General features: G+C 71.6%; 16 protein-coding genes and 1 tRNA gene. 11 read left to right on the top strand and 6 right to left on the bottom strand.

Annotation, left to right across the window (positions count from 1 at the left end; genetic code table 11):
- Both AB2L57_RS13000 and AB2L57_RS12995 read right to left on the bottom strand, forming a co-directional pair.
- Complete coding sequence (locus AB2L57_RS13000; protein WP_292810385.1) at window positions 1–1,512, bottom strand: ABC transporter substrate-binding protein; 1,512 nt, start codon at window positions 1,510–1,512, stop codon at window positions 1–3.
- Window positions 1,513–1,667: 155 nt separating this feature from the next.
- Window positions 1,668–2,588, bottom strand: a complete 921-nt coding sequence (locus AB2L57_RS12995) for an alpha/beta fold hydrolase (protein WP_409047275.1) — start codon at window positions 2,586–2,588, stop codon at window positions 1,668–1,670.
- 123 nt (window positions 2,589–2,711) lie between these two features.
- Here AB2L57_RS12995 and AB2L57_RS12990 point away from each other — a divergent pair, with 123 nt between their 5' ends.
- Genes AB2L57_RS12990 through AB2L57_RS12980 form a run of 3 tightly spaced genes read left to right on the top strand, consistent with a single transcriptional unit; the run spans window position 2,712 to window position 4,427 of the window.
- Window positions 2,712–3,185: a carboxymuconolactone decarboxylase family protein gene (locus AB2L57_RS12990; RefSeq protein WP_292810389.1), complete on the top strand. Its 474-nt coding sequence runs from the start codon at window positions 2,712–2,714 to the stop codon at window positions 3,183–3,185.
- Window positions 3,182–3,904 carry a tyrosine-protein phosphatase gene (locus AB2L57_RS12985; protein ID WP_409047274.1) on the top strand — a complete coding sequence of 241 codons (723 nt, stop codon included), beginning with the start codon at window positions 3,182–3,184 and terminating at the stop codon, window positions 3,902–3,904. Before AB2L57_RS12990 ends, AB2L57_RS12985 begins: the two co-directional genes overlap by 4 nt.
- 58 nt (window positions 3,905–3,962) lie before the next feature.
- On the top strand, window positions 3,963–4,427 hold the full coding sequence (locus AB2L57_RS12980; protein WP_292810393.1) for an SIP domain-containing protein: 465 nt from the start codon (window positions 3,963–3,965) through the stop codon (window positions 4,425–4,427).
- On the opposite strand, the gene AB2L57_RS12975 is transcribed toward AB2L57_RS12980, so the two are convergent.
- The 4 genes from AB2L57_RS12975 to AB2L57_RS12960 form a co-directional block, all read right to left on the bottom strand.
- Window positions 4,414–4,875, bottom strand: a complete 462-nt coding sequence (locus AB2L57_RS12975; RefSeq protein ID WP_409047273.1) for a Fe-S oxidoreductase — start codon at window positions 4,873–4,875, stop codon at window positions 4,414–4,416. The two genes, AB2L57_RS12980 and AB2L57_RS12975, sit on opposite strands and share 14 nt — an antisense overlap.
- A complete protein-coding gene (locus AB2L57_RS12970) occupies window positions 4,872–5,699 on the bottom strand; it encodes an arginase family protein (protein WP_409047272.1) in 828 nt (275 codons plus the stop codon). The genes AB2L57_RS12975 and AB2L57_RS12970 overlap by 4 nt, the downstream gene beginning before the upstream one ends.
- Before the next feature lie 67 nt (window positions 5,700–5,766).
- On the bottom strand, window positions 5,767–6,519 hold the full coding sequence (locus AB2L57_RS12965; RefSeq protein ID WP_292810399.1) for a PspA/IM30 family protein: 753 nt from the start codon (window positions 6,517–6,519) through the stop codon (window positions 5,767–5,769).
- A 67-nt stretch (window positions 6,520–6,586) separates the two neighbouring features.
- Window positions 6,587–8,650: a TPM domain-containing protein gene (locus tag AB2L57_RS12960; RefSeq protein ID WP_409047271.1), complete on the bottom strand. Its 2,064-nt coding sequence runs from the start codon at window positions 8,648–8,650 to the stop codon at window positions 6,587–6,589.
- Window positions 8,651–8,795: 145 nt separating this feature from the next.
- Here AB2L57_RS12960 and AB2L57_RS12955 point away from each other — a divergent pair, with 145 nt between their 5' ends.
- The 8 genes from AB2L57_RS12955 to AB2L57_RS12920 all read left to right on the top strand — a co-directional run bounded on the left by AB2L57_RS12955 (window position 8,796) and on the right by AB2L57_RS12920 (window position 15,046).
- Window positions 8,796–9,635 carry a DUF3097 family protein gene (locus AB2L57_RS12955; protein ID WP_409047270.1) on the top strand — a complete coding sequence of 280 codons (840 nt, stop codon included), beginning with the start codon at window positions 8,796–8,798 and terminating at the stop codon, window positions 9,633–9,635.
- Between the two features lie 101 nt (window positions 9,636–9,736).
- Window positions 9,737–10,432, top strand: coding sequence for a tRNA (guanosine(46)-N7)-methyltransferase TrmB (gene trmB / locus AB2L57_RS12950; protein WP_292810441.1), 696 nt, complete (start codon window positions 9,737–9,739; stop codon window positions 10,430–10,432).
- An 11-nt stretch (window positions 10,433–10,443) separates the two neighbouring features.
- Window positions 10,444–11,307, top strand: coding sequence for a CPBP family intramembrane glutamic endopeptidase (locus AB2L57_RS12945; protein ID WP_292810443.1), 864 nt, complete (start codon window positions 10,444–10,446; stop codon window positions 11,305–11,307).
- A gap of 210 nt (window positions 11,308–11,517) precedes the next feature.
- Window positions 11,518–12,168, top strand: a complete 651-nt coding sequence (locus AB2L57_RS12940) for a response regulator transcription factor (RefSeq protein WP_292810405.1) — start codon at window positions 11,518–11,520, stop codon at window positions 12,166–12,168.
- The gene (locus tag AB2L57_RS12935; RefSeq protein ID WP_292810407.1) at window positions 12,165–13,322 is read left to right on the top strand and encodes a sensor histidine kinase; all 1,158 of its coding nucleotides are present in this window, start codon (window positions 12,165–12,167) and stop codon (window positions 13,320–13,322) included. Before AB2L57_RS12940 ends, AB2L57_RS12935 begins: the two co-directional genes overlap by 4 nt.
- Window positions 13,295–14,329: a hypothetical protein gene (locus AB2L57_RS12930; protein ID WP_292810409.1), complete on the top strand. Its 1,035-nt coding sequence runs from the start codon at window positions 13,295–13,297 to the stop codon at window positions 14,327–14,329. The genes AB2L57_RS12935 and AB2L57_RS12930 overlap by 28 nt, the downstream gene beginning before the upstream one ends.
- A gap of 52 nt (window positions 14,330–14,381) precedes the next feature.
- Window positions 14,382–14,457, top strand: a tRNA-Arg gene (locus tag AB2L57_RS12925).
- Window positions 14,458–14,695: 238 nt separating this feature from the next.
- Window positions 14,696–15,046 carry a metalloregulator ArsR/SmtB family transcription factor gene (locus AB2L57_RS12920; RefSeq protein WP_292810412.1) on the top strand — a complete coding sequence of 117 codons (351 nt, stop codon included), beginning with the start codon at window positions 14,696–14,698 and terminating at the stop codon, window positions 15,044–15,046.
- The last annotated feature ends 330 nt before the right edge of the window (window positions 15,047–15,376 follow it).

Raw genomic sequence — 15,376 nt, 5'->3', positions numbered from 1 at the left:
TCAGTCGCTGAGCTTGCCGAGCCCCGCGACGTTCAGGCGCTCGTTGACGTTCACCGACGGCATGCCGACGACGTCCGAGCCCACCGCGAGCACGGACGCGCCGTTGTAGAGCCAGTCCGCGGCCATGTCCTCCGAGACGATGCGCGCGGCCTCGGCCAGCAGCTCGGCCGCCTCCTCCTCGTCGACGGCGACGAGGGACTGCGCGTACAGCTCCTGCACCTCGGCGTTGTCGTAGGTGAAGTAGTAGTCCGGATCGGCCCAGTTCTCGAAGTCGCGCGACTCCGTGTGGAGCACGAAACTGAGGTCGTAGTCCTGATTGGTGTAGACATCCTGCAGCCATGCGGCGAACTCGACCGAGTCGACCTCCAGCTCGATGCCCACGTCGCCGAGCTGCGAGATCAGGATCTGCGGGATCGTGGTGGTGTAGAACGAGGGGATCGTGAGGGTCAGCTCGAGGTCCTCGGCGCCGGCTTCGGCGAGCAGCTCGCGCGCACCCTCGGGGTCGTAGGGCACGAGGTCGGAGAGATCCTCGTATCCGGGGTCGAGCTCGGGGATCGGGCCGTACATGGTCTGCCCGGCCCCGAGCGCCTCGATGATCGCGTCGTGGTCGATGGCGCGGCGGATCGCCTCGCGCACGCGGATGTCATCGAGCGGCGCCTGGCGGCTGTTCATCGCCAGCGTGCCCTTGTCGGTCGACTGTCCCGTCACGAGGGCGAAGTCGCCGTTCGCCTCCACCTGGTCGGCGAGGGTCGCATCGAAACCGGTGAGTACGTCGACCTCGCCCGCAAGGGCCGCGTTCAGGGCCGCCGTGGGGTCGGGGATGTAGTCGAACACGACCTCGGCGGAGGCCGCGGGGTCGCCCCAGTATGCGTCGTTGCGCACGAAGGTGATGCTGTCGCCCTGGCGCCAGCTGGTCAGGAGGAACGGTCCCGTGCCGTTCGCGTCCGTCGCACGCTCAGTCGTGTCGCCCTCCTTGAAGACGAGACCCGCGCGCCCGGAGAGGGTCCACAGCAGCCGGGAGTCGGGCTCGGACAGGGTGAGGACGACATCCTGGCCGTTCGCGGTGATGGCGCTCACCTTCGCCAGGCGCGAGGAGTCGACGAATTCGGGGTCGTCCCGCACCGCCTGGATCGAGGTGACGACATCCTGCGGGGTGAGCGGCTGGCCGTCGTGGAAGGTCACGCCCTCTCGCACCGTGAAGGTGTAGGTCAGGCCGTCATCCGACACGGTGTAGTCGCTCGCAAGCGTCGGCACGATCTGCTGGTCGGGCGTTCGCGAGACGAGACCCTGATAGACGTTGTCGATGAGGATCTGATCGAGCGCCGCGCCGGAGGTGGTGCGGATGTCGAGGTTGCTCGGCTCGAGCACGAGACGCACGATCACCGACGCGTCCGTGTCGGGCGCCCCCGTGGCCGTGGGGGTGGGGTCGGTCTCGCCGGCCGTGCACGAAACGAGGGCCAGGGCGAGCGCGGCGAGGCCGGCGACGCCCAGGAGTGCGGGACGGCGGAGCATGGGGGTTCCTTTCGGAGAGGCCGCGGCATCCGACTGCTGTGTGAAGATCCGCGTCCGTGCGTGTGCGAACGGCTGCGATCATCCAGCCTATGCGGCGGCGGGCGGCGGGTCGCGTCACCCCTGCCACTCAACGCGATATCGATCGCGCGTCTTCCCTACGCCGTCGCGAGGGTGCGGATCCTCGCCCCCAGCGCGCCGGGCATCTCCTCCTGCACATTGTGGCCGGCGGGCAGCGTCTCGATGGATGCCGTCGGCACACGCCGCGCGAACTCGCGGGCGTCCTCGGGTGTGACGTACCCGCGTTCGCCGCGGAGGAGGGTCACGGGCGCGGTGGTGGCGGCCAGGTCGTCCCAGCCACCCTCGGACAGTGCGGGCGCCGGTGCCTGCACTGCCGCCCCGGACGGCACCGCGAGGGCAGCTGCTGCGAGATGGGCGAAGTGATGCTTCCATTCGACCCGCCCGTCGGGGCGGACGCGGGAGTTGAGGAACACCCCGCGTTCGGCGGCGCGACGCGACCCGCCGAGACCGAAGGCGAGCGCGCGCTCGACGAGGTCGTCGCGGGAGGCGAAATCGGTCGGCCCGGCGAAGAACCGCCGGATCTGCGAGGGTCCGGCGGCGGGATCGATGCCCGGGGTGATGTCGATGATCACGAGACGCGACACGAGGTCGGGGCGCAGGGCCGCGACCGCTGCGGCGGTCAGGCCGCCGAGGGAGTGGCCGACGAGCAGCTGCGGCCCCTCGGTCCATGTCTCGATGGCCGCCGCGACATCGGGGGCGATGACGCGCGCACGGTAGTCGGCGTCGGCGCGCCAGGCCGAGTCCCCGTGCCCGGGCAGGTCGATCGCGAGTGCCGGCATCCCGGATGCGAGAACCGTCACGTCCCAGGTGTGGGCGTTCAGGCCCGCGCCGTGCAGCAGCGTGATGGCCGGGGGAGCGTCGCCCCACGCGAGGGCGCTGATCGCGCCGCGCCCCGCCGCCTCCGTCGTGAGACGGCGGACGCGGGGAAGGGAACCCTCGACGCCCGCGTCGCGGGCCTGTTCGGCCAGGAACGAGAACTCGTCCGGGGCATAGGTCATCTCGGCATCCTTCGCTCGGTGTGCGGTCGCCTGCGTGGGCCCCCACCGGCATTGTGAACCGCGTCGCCCGGTCTGCGCCAATCGTCCGGGCCCGCGTGCGCCGCGCGTCGTTAGGGTGGGCGTATGAGCGAGTCGCGCGTGCACCTCTCCCGCTCCGAGCCCGAGGCCTACCGCGCCCTCGACGCCTTCTCCAAGGCCGTCGGCGCGATCGCACGGAGCAACGGCATCGATGCCCGGCTGCGCGAGCTCGTCCTGCTGCACGTCTCCCAGCTCAACGGCTGCGCGTTCTGCGTGCGCATCCACGTCGACCGCGGTCTCACCGCAGGTGTCGGCGTCGACGACATCTCGCAGCTGCCCGTCTGGCGCGAGTCCGGTGTCTTCTCCGAGCGGGAGCGCGCCGCGCTGGAGCTTGCCGAGGCCTTCACCTTCATCCACGACGGGGGAGTCTCCGACGACGTCTACGACCGTGTCGGCGCTGTGCTGACCGAGAAGGAGTACACAGCGATCAGCTGGCTGAGCGTGTCGATCAACGCCTTCAACCGTGTCGCGATCGCAGGTCGCTATCCGGTCCCGCCGCGGGAGGAACAGGATTCGTGAGTGACCTCACGCTGATCTCGGGCGCGCTGAACTTCCGCGACACCGGGGGGTTGCCCGCGGGCAGCGGGGTGACCCGGCAGGGGATGCTGTTCCGCTCGGGCAACCTCGCGACGGTCGATGAGCGGGGGCTCGAAGCGCTGCGCGGGCTCGCGCTGCGACGGATCATCGACCTGCGCGACGACGAGGAGGTCGTGCGGGCGCCGAGCATCGTCGGAGAGGGCCCCGAAACGATCCGCGTCCCGCTGTTCCACGGTTCGGTCGGGTCGTTCTTCCAGCGTGATGTGGGACTCGACGAGCTGTATCGCTCGATGATCGACGACTCGGCCGACCGCGTGGTCGATGTGGTGCGCGGCGTGATCGGCGTGCAGCCGGTGCTCGTGCACTGCACGGTGGGCAAGGATCGCACGGGGGTGACCGTCGCGCTGACCCTGCTGGCCGCCGGCGTCGATCTCGATGCGGTGGTCGCCGACTACGCCCGCACGGAACGGATGCTCCCCGAGGCGCGCAACCGCGAGGTGGTGCGCCGGATCCGTTCGGTCCATCCCGACGCCACGCGGATCGAGGAGCTCGCCACGCGGTCGCCGGCCCCGGTCATGTCCGCGCTCATGTCTGAGCTGACGGAGCGCTACGGCGCGCCCGTGGAGTTCCTGCGCGCGCACGGACTGGCCGACGACGAGATCGCGGAGCTTCGGCGGGTGCTGGTGGCGCCGTCGTCGTGACGGCAGATGTCGGCGAGTGAGGTTAGGTGTGCCTTGCCTTGGGTATACTGAGGGTGCCATGTCGAACGAGATCGCACACAACGACGCCGCCTGCCGCGCACCGCGGCACTCGCGCGTCTCGCACCTGATCACCGCCGACGAGAACTCGCTGGCCGATCTCGAGGCACTGCTGGCCACACTGCCGCTGTGCTCGACGGGTCGCGTGTTCGTCGAGGTTCCGGATGCGTCGTTCATCGGGCGCATCTCGGCGCCCGCCCGCATGACGGTGGCCTGGCTCGATCGTTCGGCCCGGTCCGGAGAACCCGGTACCGGCCGCCTGTGCCCCGCGGGTGCCGCACTCGCGCGCGCCGTGACCGCCTGGGCCGACGAGATGATGTGCGACGAGGGCGATCAGACCCGCGTCTTCCTGCTGGGCGGGTTCCTCGGCACGGCCGACATCGTCGACCACCTCGTCGAGCGCCGCAACGTCGCGCGCGAGACGATCCACACTCCCGAGCGCTTCGGGCTGCTCACCGCCCGCTGACGCCGCGGCGCAGATAGCGCCCGTCCTCCAGCCCCGCCTCGATCTCGAAGCGGTTCTTCAGGGGGTTGCGCCCCGCCACCGTATAGAGCAGGGGCATCAGGAAACCGTACCGGCGCCATTGCCGGGCGTGTACGGCCTCGTGGCGCAGGAGGCTCGGCGTGACGGGCGCGGTACCCGTGAGGAAGCAGCCGCCGACGCAGACGCCGCCGCGGGGAAACGCCCACGCGGGCAGCCCACGGAACACCCAGAGGCCTCCGCGGCGCTCCACCCGCCCCGTGCTCCACAGCGATCCCCAGATCCAGCCGATCGTCGTGCCGTACACATACCCCGCTCGGCTGATCGGAGAATCCAGCAGCACCGTGGGGATCAGTCGGTCGATGCGAGTGCCCCGGCGCACGGCACGGTCGGCGGCCTCGCGCCACCCCGGCGGCGGGGTCAGCGGGCTCATGCGAGCGCACCCACGATGCGCAGGATCGCGCCCAGATCGTCCACGGCCGCCTCAGGAGAGGCCGGCGCGAACCCCGTGAGTGCGCCGCCGACCAGCGGCGCCGCCGCGCCGACAGCGGCGATCGCTCGAGTCAGTGTCGCGACATCCACCCCGAAGGGCTCGGGGGCGGGGATGCCGGTGATCACGGCGGGATCGAGCACGTCCAGGGCGACGTGCACGAAGACGGCCGAGGGCGCCAGTGCGACCACCGCCGCGCCGAGTGCGTCGGGATCGACGTCCTGCTGGACGGCGACACCGAGCCGCGACGCGACGTCGAGTTCGTGCGGATCGATCGCGCGCGCGCCGGCGAGGATGAGCTGCGACGCAGGCAGATCGGCGCCGGGGAGATCCTGCGGCACGACGTCGTCGATCACCGCGCGGGCCGCCATGCTCTCGTAGGCACCTCCGGGAGCAGACGACGTGTCGTGCAGGCCCGGGTGCGCAGCGAACCACACCACGACGATCCGTTCCGAGCCGGTGTGCGCGGTATCGGTCACCGCCGCACGCGCGGCCGTCGCCGCGACGCCCGCGTCGCCGCCGATGCTGACGGTGCGCTCGCCGGCCGGGGCGCGCCCGGCCTCGAGCTGGGCCCGGATCGAGCGTCGCAGCGAGCCCCACCGGCGCACCCCGGTGCCGAGCTCCTCGCCGGCCTCGAGGGGAACGTCGACGATGGTCGTCGCGGCGCGCGGCAGATCGCCGGCGACCGCGTGTGCGCCGTCGATGAGCCGCATGGCGCGCGACGCCGCCGACCCCTGCCACTGCGGCACGACGACGAATCTGGTCATCGGACTCCTTCGATCGGCGATGCCCCGGGCGGCACAGGGCCGCGCCGGGGCATCGGGGAGAACCTCGTCAGGAGGTCGTTCCGCCCGTGATCGCGGCGGGGGCGGGGGCGCCGCCCGACTTCAGCGCGGCCAGGCGCGCCTCGACCTCGGTGAGCTCGCCGACGTCCTCGAGGCTCTCGAACTGTGCGTCGATGCTCGACGCGGCCAGCTCCGCCTTGCCCGCCGCGAGGGCTTCCTGACGGCGGATCTTGTCTTCGAAGCGACCGAGCTCGCTCGTGGGGTCCAGCACGTTGACCGACTTCACGGCATCGTGCACCTTGTTCTGCGCCTCGGCGACCTTGGCACGCGCCAGCAGCTCGCTGCGCTTGGCCTTGAGCTGCTCGAGCTTCTGCTTCATGCCGTTGAGGCCGTCTTTGAGCTTTTCGACGACCTCGGTCTGGGCGGCGATCTGGGGAGCGGCGGCCTTGGCGTCGTTCTCCTCGCCGATCTGGCGCTGCAGAGCGATCTTGGCGAGGTTGTCGAACTTGTCGGCGTCGGCGGTGTTGCCCGCCTGCCGCAGCTCGTCGGCCTTGCGGCTGGCGGCGATGGCCTTGTTGCCCCACTCGCCGGCGGCCTGGATGTCTTCCTGGTGGTCGCGCTCGAGCAGGCGCAGGTTGCCGATGGTCTCGGCGATCGCGGCTTCGGCGTCGGCGATGTTGTTGGTGTAGTCCCGCACGAGCTGGTCGAGCATCTTCTGCGGATCCTCGGCCTGGTCGATCATCGCGTTGATGTTCGCCCGCACGAGGGTCGAGATGCGTCCGAAGATGGATTGTTTTGCCATCATGTGTGCCTTTCTGTGGATGTCGTGGGTTGATGCGCCGTGCACGTCCGGCCGGTCGGCGCTCAGGTCAGAAGCGGCCGCCTCCGCGGCGACCCCGGGTGCCGCCGCCGCCGAAGCTGCCCGGACGGAATCCGCCCCCGCGGCCGCCCCCTCCGCGCGCGCCGCCGCCGAGCAATCCTCCGAAGCCGCCGCCGGAGCGACCGCCCCCGCCGCCGAGGAGGGAATTGAGGACGATGCCGCCGAGGACGGCGCCCATCATGCCGCCACCGCCGGACGAGCCCTGCGACGTCGTCTCGAACGCGCCCACATCGGCCTGGGCGAGCTGGATGGCGCCGGCGGCGAGCTGCTGGGCGCGCTGGGCCTGCCCGAGCGCCTGCGCGGCCTCGCTCGGGGGCAGCTGCTGTGCGCGGACGAGGGTCGCGCCGGCCTCGGCGAGCCGTGTGCGAGCCTCGGCGCCGACCGCGCCGCGTCGCGACGTGATGTAGTCCTCCGCCGCCGTGACCTGGGCCTGCGCCTGCAGGAGGGCCTGGTCGAGTATCTGCCTCGCGCGCTGGGCCTGGGCCTGGGCGTCGCGCACACCCGCGATGACGGCGTCGATCTGGTCGTTCGCCGTCTGCAGGCTCTGCAGAGCCGCGAGCGGATGACGAGGGGGCTCGCCGAGCATGCCGCGCGCGTCGTCGAGACGTGCGCGCGCGGCCGCGATCGTTCCGGCGATGTGCCCGTTCTCGTCGGGGAGAGCGCCCGCCGCGGCGATGTCGCTCTCGATGTCGGCGATCAGAGCGGCCGCCTGCCGCTCGCCCTCGACCATGTCGGCGGCGAGCGAGTCGATCGCGTGCTCGAGTCGGTCCGCCTGGGCGACGGCGTCTTCGGCGGCGCGGATGCCCACGGCCGCCTCGCCGCCGCGGCCGGCGCCGAGATCACTCTGCGCTTCGGCCAGCCGCTGGTCGGCGAACTCGAGGCGGGTGCGCGCCTGCGCGGGGTTGTCGGCGACGGTCGCGAGTGCGTCGGGGGAGTAGGTCTGGGCGAGGCGGGCGAGCGTCATGTCGGCGTCGCCGAGCGCGTCGGCGACGCGTGCGCGATCGACCTGCACGCGCGCGAGTGCCTCGGGCGCGTTCTGCTCGAGGCGACGGAGCTCGTCGAACGCCTCGGCCTTGGCGTCGAGCATCTCGTTCGCTGCGGAGCAGAGCGCGAGGATGCGTTCGGTCCAGGCTCGGGTCTGCTCCGCCTGATCGGGCACCTCGTCGTCGAGCTGCTGCTTGAGCGAGAAGGCTTCGGCGAGGGCCGACTTGGCCTCCTGAACCGCGGTCACGAAGTCCGCGGTCGCCTCGTCGCCGAACTGCGCGCGCGCGAAGCCCAGCTCCTCCTCACTCGTCTTGACGGCGTCGTCGGTCTGGACGAGGGCGGACGCGGCCTGACGGGTCAGCTCTTCGATGCTCGCCTGCGGCGCGCTGGAGGGAGCACCCGGGATGCCGGGGCTCGGCCCCGCGACGGCCTTCTTGCGCCGCGAACGCACGAACAGCCAGATGGCGAATCCGATCGCGAGGGCGATGACGATCACCCACAGGATGCCGGTGAACCAGCCTCCCGCGCCGCCGCCGCTCGTGCCCTCGCCCAGTCGTTCGTCGAATCCGTCCGCGGCGGCGACGATCACGCCGCCCCAGTCGTCCTCGCCGAGCGCCGGGCGCATCTCCTGCTCGATCGCGAGCAGGTCCTCCTCGGAGAGGGGACCCGACGAATCCGCAGAGATGTAGTACTGCCGAGAGTCGGTGGCGATCGCGACGAGGTACTGCGTGGGGCCCAGGCCGTTGCGTGCGGCGACCTCATCGGCCCACTGCTGGCTGTCGGCGGGGTCGGTGAAAGCGGGGACGATCGCGGCGTACAGATCGACGCCCGTGTTCTCGTAGAGCCGCTGCAGGCGATCGTCGGCCGCCGTCCGATCGCTCGCGCTCATGACCCCGGACTCGTCGGTCACGTACCCGGTGCCGAGGTCGATCGGATCGGTGGCCGAGGCGGCGCCGGCGCCGGACCACAGCACCGCGGCGGTCAGGAGCACGGCCGACGCGCGACGCGCGACGCGTGCGCTCAGGCTCCGCACCGCGCCACCCTGTTCGACGGCCCCGGAAACACCCACCGCGCCAGTCTATGCATCGCCCGGCATGCCCGATAGGCGCCCGCGCAAGGCTCATCGGGCTCTCACAGGGTGGCGCCCGATCCCGGTGCGCCGCTCTCGAGACGGCGCCGCCGACGCCTAGGCTGAGCGCCGCGGAGGGAGCGTGATGGACGACAGATACGGCGCCGACGTGCTGGCCCCGGGGTGGCGCGAGGCGAGGACGAAGACCGTGCCCCGAGTGCCCGCAGAGCGCGACCTCGTCGTCGAAGTCGCCGCCGACGGGTGGTGCGGTGCGATCACGTCGGTGCGTGCGGGGCAGGTCGAGCTCGAGGACCGGCACGGCCGCCGCCGCCTGTTCCCGCTCGGTCCGGGCTTCATGGTCGAGGGCGCGCTCGTGCAGCTCGAGGCACCCGCCCGGGCCCCGGCATCCACCCCCGTCGCCGGTCGCACCGCGTCGGGATCGTTCGCCGTGGCCGACGCCCGCGCCCGCGTGGCGCGCCCCAGCCGCATCCTCGTCGAGGGGCGCCATGACGCGGAGCTCGTCGAGAAGGTCTGGGGCGACGATCTGCGGGTCGAAGGCGTCGTCGTCGAGTACCTCGAGGGCGTCGACCTGCTCGATCAGCTGCTCGATGCCGAGCCGCCCTCCCGGGAGCGCCGCTACGGCGTGCTCGTCGACCATCTCGTGCCGGGTTCGAAGGAGGAGCGCATCGCCCGCGCCGTCGCGCGCGGACCGCACGGTGCGCACACCCTCATCGTCGGACACCCCTTCGTCGATGTCTGGCAGTGCGTGCGGCCCGCCTCGCTCGGCATCGCGGCCTGGCCGGAGGTGCCCCGTGGCACGGATTGGAAGATGGGCGTCTGCCGCGCACTCGGCTGGCCCGCGCGCGACCAGACCGACACGGCGCGCGCCTGGCGTCGCGTGCTCGGCGCGGTGAGCAGCTACCGCGACCTCGAGCCGGCACTGCTCGGGCGCGTCGAGGAGCTCATCGACTTCGTGACGGCGTGATCGCGCTCGCCGCCCCGTACCCTGAGGGGGTGAGCGATGCCGAGCCCCAGACCCGAGTCTTCCGCGATCGGCCGGTCTCGTTCGTCCGCCGCAGCGGCCGCATGTCAGACGGGCAGGAGCGCGCCTGGGCAGAGCTCTCGCCGCGCTACCTGATCGACGTGCCCCGCGGCGAGGCCGCGACCTCGGTGGCCACCCATGCGCGCCTCGACCCTGCGCACGTCTACGGGCGCAGCGCGCCGCTGATCGCCGAGATCGGCTCGGGCCAGGGTCACGCGATCGTGCACGCGGCCCTGACACGGCCGGACGAGGACTTCCTCGCCGTCGAGGTGTTCCGCGCGGGACTTGCGCGCACCATGCTCGACGCCGATCGCGAGGGCGCACGCAACCTCCGCCTGATGGAGGCGAACGCGCCCGAGGTGCTGGGCGGCTACCTTCCGGCGGGGTCGCTGGCCGAGGTGTGGGTGTTCTTCCCCGATCCCTGGCACAAGTCCAAGCACAACAAGCGGCGTCTGGTCACGGACGAGTTCGCCGGGGTCGTCTCGCGCGCCCTCGTCGGCGGCGGGATGCTGCGGCTCGCCACCGACTGGGCGGATTACGCACGGCAGATGCGCACCGTCCTCGACGCGGCACCCGGATTCACGCGGGCCTTCGAGGGCGACTGGGCTCCGCGCTTCGAGGGCCGCGTCATGACCGCGTTCGAGCGCAAGGGCCTGCGCGCGGGACGCGAGATCCGGGATCTCGCCTACCGGCGCGCGGTGACGGCGCCGGGCGCGGACGCGACGGGTGCGACGGCGTGACCGCCCGTGTGATGGCGGATGTCGCGACGCGGCCCGCGTGGACGCTCGGCCTGATCCCCGCCTTCCTGGTGTGCGCCGCCGCCGTCGCGCTGTTCGGCGTGCAGCTGCGGTGGGTCGGCTACGCGATGCTCATCGTCGGTCTCGTGATCGCCGCGATCCTCCCGCGCGGGGCGGCGCCCGACACCGCCGCAGGGGCGGTCGTCACCGGCGCGCGGCCGCCGAGCCTGCTGCGCGACCTGTCGTTGATCGCCCTGGGGCAGGTCATCGTCAGCGTCATCCCGCTGCACGCGGAGCTCGACAACCTGGCGATGCTGCGTTTCACCCTCGCCCTCGGCGGGGCGGTCGCCGTGCCCTACGTGATCTCGCGTTTCATCTTCCGCGACCGGGCGATCTCGTTCCCGTGGCGGGGCGGCGGCCGATGGACAACCTTCCAATGGACGTGGCTCGTGCTGGTCCTCGTGCTCGGCTGGCTGATCCTGCCGTTCTACTTCATCACGTCGGGTGTGTACACGAATTGGCCCGTCGTCGACACGCCCGAGCTGATCGCGCGGCTCTTCGTGGGCGTCGGCGCGGTCGGCATCTGGGACGAGCTCTTCTTCATCTGCACCGTGCTGGCCCTGCTGCGACGGCATTTTCCGTTCTGGCAGGCGAACGCCCTCCAGGCGATCGTGTTCGTGTCGTTCCTCTGGGAGCTCGGCTACCAGGCCTGGGGTCCGGTGCTGACCATCCCGTTCGCGCTGCTGCAGGGGTTCATCTTCATGCGCACCCATTCGCTGGCCTACGTCGTCACGGTGCACCTGCTCTTCGACGCGGTGGTGTTCGCGGTCCTGGTGCACGCGCACAATCCCGGCCTGCTGCCGCTGTTCCTGATCTGATGCGGGCGGCGAAGCCGATGCGGCGCGAAGAGCTGCGCGGATCCGAGTAGCGGGGGCGGCGTGCCCCCCAGTACGCCGCCCCCACTCAGACAAACACCGCGGGAAACCGGTGTCTCCACCACGGTGTGCTCCTTCAGTCAAGCCGCTCGGGGCGAAAACACGATAGATGTACTTCTAACCACACATGACGGTTGCTCCGGGGGGAGAGGCATGACGCAGGCAGGGGCGGGAGACCGCGTTCGCATAGGGCTGGTCGAGGACCACAGGCTGGTCGCGGTCGGGGTGATGGAGGTGCTCGGGGCCAACGGCTACGAGGTCGAGACCGCGCCGACCGTCGCAGAGCTGCTCTCGCTCGGCGGCGAGTTCGCCCTCGTGATCCTGGATCTGCGCCTGGGCGACGGATCCAGCGTCGCCGACAACGTTCACGTGCTGCGCGATGCGGGTGTGCCCGTGCTCGTTCTCACCTCGGGTGAGAGCGCGGATCTCGTGCGCCAGGCGGCCCGGGCCGACGTGCTCGGCATCGTGCGCAAGTCGCGACCCGAAGACGAGATCCGTGCCGCGGTGACCGACGCCATCGCGGGCAGATCTGTCGCATCCGTCGACTGGGCCGCGGCGATCGACGGTGATCCTGAGCTGGTGGATGCCGGACTCAGTCCCCGGGAACGGGAGGTGCTCGCGTTGTACGCCGCGGGGGAGAAGGCGCAGTCCGTCGCCTTCCGCACGGGGCTGTCTCCGGCGACGGTGGCCAACTACATCAGCCGCATCCGCAGCAAGTACGCCAAGGCCGGACGCCCGGCCCCGACAAAGGTCGACCTGTATCGCCGGGCGGCCGAAGACCGCCTGATCGAGGACATCGGGTGAGAGCCGCCGCGGAGCGCATCCAGCGCATCCTCTACACGTCGCTGGGTGTCGCGGCCCTCGTCTACACGCTGATCGACGTCGACGAAGCCGCGCGACAGGTGCTCGATCTCTGGTCGCCGTGGGCGCTCTTCGGCTATCTCGCCTGCGCTCTCCTGCCCGTCGCGCTGGGCGCACTCGGCTCGTTCGCTCCGCCTCGGCTGCTCTGGATCGTGGCGACCGCCTACTGCCTGGCATACGCGACGACGCTCGCCATCTGGATCCCGCTGCTCCAGAGCGGCTCCGAGCAGCTCGCGTCCGCGCCCTGGACGTACGACGTGGTCACGATCGCGGCGAGCGCGGCCGCGATCGCCTGGCGGCCGCTGCCGGCGTGGCTCTACCTCGGGATCATGGCCCTCATGACGGCGGTCGTGAGCTACCTGGCCGCGCCGGAGATGGGGTGGTCCCGTGCGGCGGAGGATGCGCTGTTCGCCCTCACCTTCAGCGTCATCGTGATCTCGATCATCCAGGTGTCCACCTCAGCGGGAGCGAGCCTGGATCTCGCGGGTCGCGCGGCGCGTGAAGAGGCCGCCCGCGAGGCGCGGCAGAGCAGCGCGGGAGCGCAGCGCACCCGCGTCAATGCGCTGATCCACGATCACGTGCTCTCGTTGCTACTGGCCGCATCGCGGGCAACGGGCCCCTCTCGGGACGATCTTCGCGAGGTCGCCCGATCCACCCTTCTCGCCCTCGAGCCCACCGACGACGGCACCGACCTTGCGGGCGAGGAGGTCGCCGCACGGGTGCGCTCCGCCGGCGCGACGGCGGGTGCGGATGCAGCCTTCACCTGGGATGTCGTGGTGACCCCCGGCTCCTGCGTGCCGGTGGACCCGGCCGCCGCGCTGATCGAGGCCTCCGCGGAGGCGATGCGCAACAGCATCCAGCATGCCGGCGACGCGCGTCGGTCGGTGAGCCTGCGCATCGAGAGCGGTTCGGTGACCATCTCCGTGCGCGACGACGGACGCGGATTCACCCTGCGCCGGGTCGCCCCCGACCGCCTCGGCGTGCGCGTGAGCATCATCGAGCGCATGCGGGCGGTGGGCGGCCGCGCGGTCATCGACAGCGCCCCCGGCCGCGGGACGGAGGTGCGCTTGTGCTGGCAGGCAGCAGACGATCGCTGATCACCGCGGTCGACGTGTCCGGGATGCTGCGCCTGACCGATTGGCGCGCGCGGGCGATCTTCGCCCTGTTCACCCTCACCAACGCCGTCAACGCGATCGCCACGCTCGGCGAGGTGCGCTCGCCGGCGGTGGCGCTCGCCGCGGTCGCTGTGGTGACGGTCGCGGCGGGACTTCTGCTCATCCCGGCGCCGGATCCCTACCCCGCGCGCCTGACCGCGGTGGTCGTCGTCCTCACCGTGGTGGTCGTGTGCGCCGCCTGGAACATCGTGCCCGACGGGGCGCCGGGATGGTCGGCGTGGTTCTGGGGTGCATCGGGCACCGTGCTGCTCTTCCTCGCTCTTCGCGGCCGGATTGGGGCCGCGTGGACCGGCATGGCCCTGATGACGTTCGTGGCGGTCGCGTGGGCGCTCTCCTCCGGAGAGACGGTGTGGTTCGGCATCGTCTTCGTCATCCGTCACGCCGCGATGCTGCTCGTGGGCACGTTCTTCGCGCTGTACCTGCGCAACACCGCGGGCACGATCGAGCGCATCCACCTCGCGGGGCGCGAGCGCGCCCGGTCGCAGGAGGGGGCTCGCGCGGCCATCGAGGAGCAGCGTGCGCGGCTCGAGCGGCTGCGCTCGTTCGCCGAACCCGCGCTGCACCTGCTGGCCTCGGATGCGCCGATCGACGACGCGCAGCGCGATCGGCTGCGGCTGCTGGAGGCGACGCTGCGGGATTGGCTGCGGGCGGACGGCCTCGCCACCGAGCCGGTGCTGGAGGCGGCGCGCCGTGCGCGCGAGCGCGGCGTCGATGTGACGCTGCTGGATGACAGCGCGGCCGCCCTCGAGGACCCCGCGCTTGCGGCGCGGATCGAGGACGCCGTGCTCGAGGCGCTCGACGCGCAGCAGTCGGGGGAGATCATCGTGCGGGTGCTGCCGGTCGATCGCGACGAGGCCGCCACGATCCGCGGGAGCGGGCCCGAGGGGGGTGTGCGGGTCGACATCCCGCGCGTGGCCCCCGCTCTCTGACCCGGGCCGCGGCTCGGGCCTCGGCTCCGCGGGTGGTAATCTCGACCGGTGCGCCTCCGTAGCTCAGGGGATAGAGCGTTGGTTTCCGGTACCAAAGGTCGCTGGTTCGATTCCAGTCGGGGGCACCAATAATGCGGAGGGGTCGCGGGGCGTTCAGCCCTCGCGGCCCCTTCGTCTTCCGCCCCGCGCTCCTGTCCGTCGCGGGCGTCGATCGGGAGGCTCCCGTGCGCCGCACGCGTCGGGGCGAGGTTCCGCTGTCGCGACATGCGGGTCTCACCGCCGCGCATGCGCACATTGCGACAGGCGAGTGCTTCCGGGTGCGGTCGGGCGCCCCGGTCGGAACCACGTCCATGCTAATGTCTGCGCATGCACGCAGATACGCAGGAGCACAGCATCCCGCCCGACAGCCCGAACGTCGATGTCGCGGTCGAAGTCTTCCGCCTGCTCTCGGATGCCACTCGCGTGCGTATCCTGCTCGCGCTGCAGGATGGCGAACTGTCGGTCAACCACATCGCCGACATCGTCGACCGTCCGGCGCCGGCCGTGTCCCAGCACCTGGCGAAGCTGCGCTGGGCGCGCATGGTGGCGGTCCGCCAGGATGCGAACCGGGCGTTCTACTCACTCGTCGACGAGCATGCGTTGCGGGTCGTCCGCGAGGGGATGCTGCAGGCCGAGCACGCGATCGACGAGGTTCCGGCGCATCACGCCGAACGATGAACGGCGGTCTGGTCGCCGTCCTCGGCAATCGCTCGTATCGGCGCCTGTTCACGGCGCAGGCGATCGCCCTCACGGGCACAGGCCTGCTCACCGTCGCGCTCGGTCTGCTCGCGTTCGATCTCGCGGGCAGCGAGGCGGGGAGCGTGCTCGGGACGGCGCTCACGATCAAGATGATCGCCTACGTGGGCGTGGCGCCCCTCGCCGCGGCGGCCGCCGAGCGGCTGTCGCCGCGTGCTGTGCTGATCGGTGCCGACACCGTGCGGGGGCTCGCGGCACTCGGCCTGCCCTTCGTCGACGATGTGTGGCAGGTCTACGTCCTCGTCTTCGTGC

Origin of the sequence: Microbacterium sp. HA-8, assembly GCF_046111165.1 — a bacterium.
In the GTDB taxonomy this organism is placed as follows: Bacteria; Actinomycetota; Actinomycetes; order Actinomycetales; family Microbacteriaceae; genus Microbacterium.
The sequence above is the reverse complement of the archived record's forward strand: the minus strand, read 5'-3'. Positions and strand labels throughout refer to the sequence as shown.